We start from the raw sequence: 4,624 nt of genomic DNA, 5'->3' as shown, positions 1-4,624 counted from the left end.
GCACACTGCGAAACTTTGTTCAGTTTTCAAAGTACCAACTTGCGTCTTAGTGACGCAACGTTTTATATCTTACTCGCTTGTCGACTTCTTGTCAACAGGCTTTCGATATTTTCTTTTTCGTGTCTCCGGCGAATTCCTTCTTCGCCGCGACAACAAATATTAGTATACTCGTTATTTTTGAAAGGTCAAACCAGCCTTTTCATACGGTTTACATTGTAAACACCCGGCGGAGTTGTGATAAGGCGGGGCCTGGTCTCGTTCGTGAATATCAAGGCTAGTAGTCATTTTTACTTTATTTCTGCTTTCTTTGTTCGGAAAACAGGGATTTTTTACTGATATTTTTTCTAAAATTTTTTTGCTTTTTTCTTTTCGAATTACAAAAACGCTTTCTTATTTGTCTGATCCTCGACAATCTCAATCGCCAATTGACAGCGGTCATAAACATCCCGCGCATTTAGCTGCAGGCCTTCAGCCAGCCACTCATACAGGATCGCATAGATAACGTGAGCAGCATTGTTCAATGATTGTCAATGGTTGGCAAGCCTGGGATTCCACCTATTTCAACGGGTGGAGGGATAGGGTTTGCCAGCCTCTTTTTACTTAAATTCGTACAGAGAAAGCTTTTGCTCTGCTTTTTGCCAGTTGCCGTTATGCATGATCAACCGGCACTGCTGTCCATTGATGTAATTCTTGCCATTGTTCAGCACGTAATTGCCTAAGCCGTCTGTCAGATAAACGTAATATCCGTTCGACTTAAAGCCTTTTACATAGCCCTTGGCATGATTTCCTATCACACGAACGTAGTCATTTAGCCACAAACCACGTGCATGCTTCGTATTCTTCTCATTACGCTTGGATGACGTATTTGGTTGCTTTCTGCCTTTTCTTGCAGTTGCTTCGTGAAGTGACCGCTTCTTCTTGCGGAACTGGCTGATCATCGTCACCGTATCCGACAGCTGACCCACTGACTTGATCCCGCTGATTGCGATTGCATCCATGAAGTGACCTTTTGGCAAAAGAAGATTCTTACGATCTACGTAGGTTTGCGAACCGTACTGAAAGCTTGCTTCTGGGAAGGCAGTCATAATCCGCTTGCGCAGAATGTTCATGAACGTTGCACCCTTCAGCTGCTTTATCACTTTCTTCTTTGCCTTCATCCACTTGTAGAGCTTGCCGCCTGGCTGGTGGTTCTTCGTGGTATGGCAATTCGTGCAAAGCGTTATCAGATTGTCCACCCGATCTGTCCCGCCCTGTGATCGGTAGACAATGTGGTGGACAACAAGCTTTACGCCTTCGCCATGCTTATGGCAGAGCTGACAGGTGTACTCGTCACGTGCCAGCACGTAATACTCATAGTTCTTCCAGTCCTTTAAACTGCCTTCTTGATACTGCTTGCCCGAAATTCTCGGGTTAACCATTTTGGCCATGTCAAACTTGCCTACTTCGATATGGAGATCGGGATTTGGCAATACAGCCAGATAACGCTTGATCCAAGCAATGTTATGGCTCACCTTTCCTTTTATTGACGGCGGAAGCCATAAACCGTCTCGCTTGCCATGCACTCTGTTTAAAAAGCGTGCTTGGCGATAGCGAGTCTTGCGGTTTCTTTTGCTTCTGCGATAGATCTTGCGGGTGTACAGATTTTTGTGCACGTCCTGGCGAAGCTCTACCTCGCTTTGATGCAGCACCTTGTTTTGACTGACAATGGCAAAGCCAATGTGTCTCTGCCCAGTGTCTACGCCAATGCTGACCTTCTGTTTATAGCCATACGAGCCATATTTCAGCTGGATGGTAAATGGATATTTCTTGACCACAAAAGCCTTGCCGCTTTTCAGAAGCAGCCTGGCCTTTCTTGGACGACATGGCATTAGCGGCTTGCCGTCCTTGTTAAGCAGAAACACCCGATTGGCATTTTCGTGCTTCATGCTTTTTCTCCTTTTCCGTAATGCAGGAAACAGTGATTCCTGCCACTTGTCCGAATCAGGAGACCCAATCCGGATTTGCGTTGTTGCCCATCGACAATGTTATCCATGCTTGCCAACGCAGTTGACTGTCACGTTAACCTCATGACTGTTTACAGAGCTGCCACAGAGCCAAAGACTTGGGCATCATCCTTGGGTGTGATGACATGGATAACGTAGTCCCTCTATCCAGTCAGCTGAAGCCGATTGGATAGCTTAGTCTAGACAATGAAAGCTGGATTTCTCCAGCTTCCCTGCTAAAGATAAGAGACCCGAAGCTTGAGCTTCAAGCCCCTTACTTCAGTAAGGGGTTACCATTGACGGTCTTAATCGAATAATCCCCGCTTAAGGAATGAGCATCAACATAGCAAACTGTCTTCTTTCGTAGCAGCCACTCGACTTTCTGCGGAAGTTAGGCGGAAAATTCTGTTCAAAAAACGCCCAACTAAAAGACACTGTATTTCCAAAACCTATACTTTTTTAGAAATAAAACATTGAGTTTACAAGGACGCTTTTATTTTTTACTTTTCTTACAAACAATTACCACGTTAGTAAGAGTTGATCGTCAACTCTCTTATTTGTCATCTTCTTACCGTCGTTTTGAAGCCTGTCAATCATTGAAGTGCCGCAATCTACTAAGAGTTGTCTCTCAAATAATCCTTCAGGTGGTGTCACCGATATATCTTTCTTTTTTGAGTCACGCATTCCATTGACTGAGAGAATGACTTTCACACCCCGAGCCTTGCATTCTGCTATTTTTTTGAACAACACATCAATATCAAAGTCTTGTGCACCATAAATTATGCTCTGCGAATGGGTATATGGGGGGTCACAATACACAACATCGCCTTCTTGAGGTTTATCCATTGCGTCAACGTAGCTTTCGCATGTGAAGTCAGCTTTTCGCAATAATTGATTCCACAATTCCACACGCTTTTCGAATGTTTTAGGGCTTATGGGTTTATGAGGTCCACGCGGAGTACTCATATATCCGTCTGACTTTCTAAAACGAATCACTCCAGAATAGCAAGTCCTCGACAACAAACAGAAATCGTAAGGATTATGATGTTGGTTAAACCTATCCCTTATTTCAAGATATTTATCATCTGGATTCTTGTAGTATTCTGTTATTTCTTTTGCATAATAATCTGTCAAAGCGGTTGGATCATTTTTGACAGATTCAAAAATCCCAATTAGAAAAGGCAAAACGTCACTGCCATGTGCAGCATTGAAATGTGGGAATAGTTCCTCGCTATCCGAACGCAAAAGTTCTGCTAAAACGGCTCCACTACCTAAAAATGGTTCATAGTAGTCATTAAATTGGTCAGGCATATATGAAACAATCAATTCAGCATGCTTTCTTTTACTGCCAATCCATTTAAGTAAAGCTGGTATCACGTAGCGGTTCCTCCTTTTAATGTGACTTATAGTCTGTAGACTTAAAATCTACATAGCAATTATAATTTACATAAATTGGGGGTGTCAAGAGATGCGAACTCGACAACAAGACAACATACAAATGTTATTCGGATGTGCTATTCGAAAATTTCGAACAGAAAGGCAAATCTCACAAGAAACTTTTGCAGATATGTGCGGTTTACATCGGACATATATCAGCGACATAGAGCGTGGACTACGTAACGTTTCCCTAGAAAATATTGACAAAATGTCAAAAGCTCTAAATATGAAAATTTCCGATATATTCAAGGAGATTGAAAGAAATGAAAGCATTTAAAGAATTTCAAAATGAAGATCCAAGTTTTTGGGCGATGGTTAAATTTGCGTCTGATCAACTACTGTATACTGAAAGATCAACAAACGCTGTAAAGACATACAAAGCAGATGAGCTTGAGGACCTTTGGAAAACATGGAATTTTTCGTACACATCCGATCAAATTTCGCGCTTAAAAATATATACTGACATGCGTGCAGATTTGATAAACAATACGATTAAATCCTACTTAATGACCGGAGAAGAAGCAAAGGCTGAGTTTATTAAATTAGAACCTCTATGGAAAGAGAATAACTTCCATTGTAAATTGCCTTTAAACAAGCAAAAGGGCGAAATGAAACAAATAGCATACTTTACCGCAATTATAAATATATTAGCAGAAAAAACTATTAGAGACTGTACTGGAAATATTGAAGAGTTAGGTTTTGATGATGACCCTCATAACTTGACTTATTTTTACAATAAAAACAAAGAAATCATTGGCACATCATCTCGTAGATTTGATGGTGCATACACTAATACCGTAAATCCATCAGTTGTCTGGGAAATTAAAGAGTATTACTACAATAAAACATTTGGTAGTAGAATTGCTGATGGCGTTTATGAAACACAACTTGATGGTTACGAGTTTAGAGATTTAAAACGCAATTATGATTACGATGTATATCATATCCTCTTCATTGATGCATACGACACATGGTGGAATCGCGGGAAGTCTTACTTATGTCGCCTAGTCGATGCCCTCAACTCTGGTGCAGTTGATGAGATAATCATTGGGCGTGAGGTACTAACTCGATGGCCTAACCTACTACGTAAATTTGTTTAAAGAAAAGACTAAGTGGATAGAAACACTTTGATGTGACCCCCAAAATTGGGACAATTTAGTATTACGCCGTTAAGGTTGTTAAAACATGATTCCGATATTCAATCG

4 protein-coding genes are annotated in these 4,624 nt (G+C 41.2%); 2 read left to right on the top strand and 2 right to left on the bottom strand.

The window, feature by feature from the left end; all coding sequences use genetic code 11:
- Window positions 1-596: 596 nt before the first annotated feature.
- A complete protein-coding gene (gene iscB / locus FD23_RS08200) occupies window positions 597-1,925 on the bottom strand; it encodes an RNA-guided endonuclease IscB (protein WP_025896445.1) in 1,329 nt (442 codons plus the stop codon).
- Between the two features lie 576 nt (window positions 1,926-2,501).
- The gene (locus tag FD23_RS08195; protein WP_025896444.1) at window positions 2,502-3,359 is read right to left on the bottom strand and encodes a DNA adenine methylase; all 858 of its coding nucleotides are present in this window, start codon (window positions 3,357-3,359) and stop codon (window positions 2,502-2,504) included.
- 91 nt (window positions 3,360-3,450) lie between these two features.
- On the opposite strand from FD23_RS08195, the gene FD23_RS10995 reads away from it, so the two are divergent.
- Both FD23_RS10995 and FD23_RS08185 read left to right on the top strand, forming a co-directional pair.
- Window positions 3,451-3,696, top strand: coding sequence for a helix-turn-helix domain-containing protein (locus FD23_RS10995; RefSeq protein ID WP_025896443.1), 246 nt, complete (start codon window positions 3,451-3,453; stop codon window positions 3,694-3,696).
- Entirely contained in the window at window positions 3,683-4,519 is an 837-nt protein-coding gene (locus tag FD23_RS08185; RefSeq protein WP_025896441.1) for a DUF7687 domain-containing protein, read from the top strand. The genes FD23_RS10995 and FD23_RS08185 overlap by 14 nt, the downstream gene beginning before the upstream one ends.
- The last annotated feature ends 105 nt before the right edge of the window (window positions 4,520-4,624 follow it).

It is taken from the genome of Lactobacillus delbrueckii subsp. delbrueckii DSM 20074 = JCM 1012, from assembly GCF_001433875.1.
Lineage (GTDB): Bacteria > Bacillota > Bacilli > Lactobacillales > Lactobacillaceae > Lactobacillus > Lactobacillus delbrueckii.
Note: the sequence above shows the minus strand (reverse complement) of the source record. Positions and strands in the feature narration are given on the sequence as shown.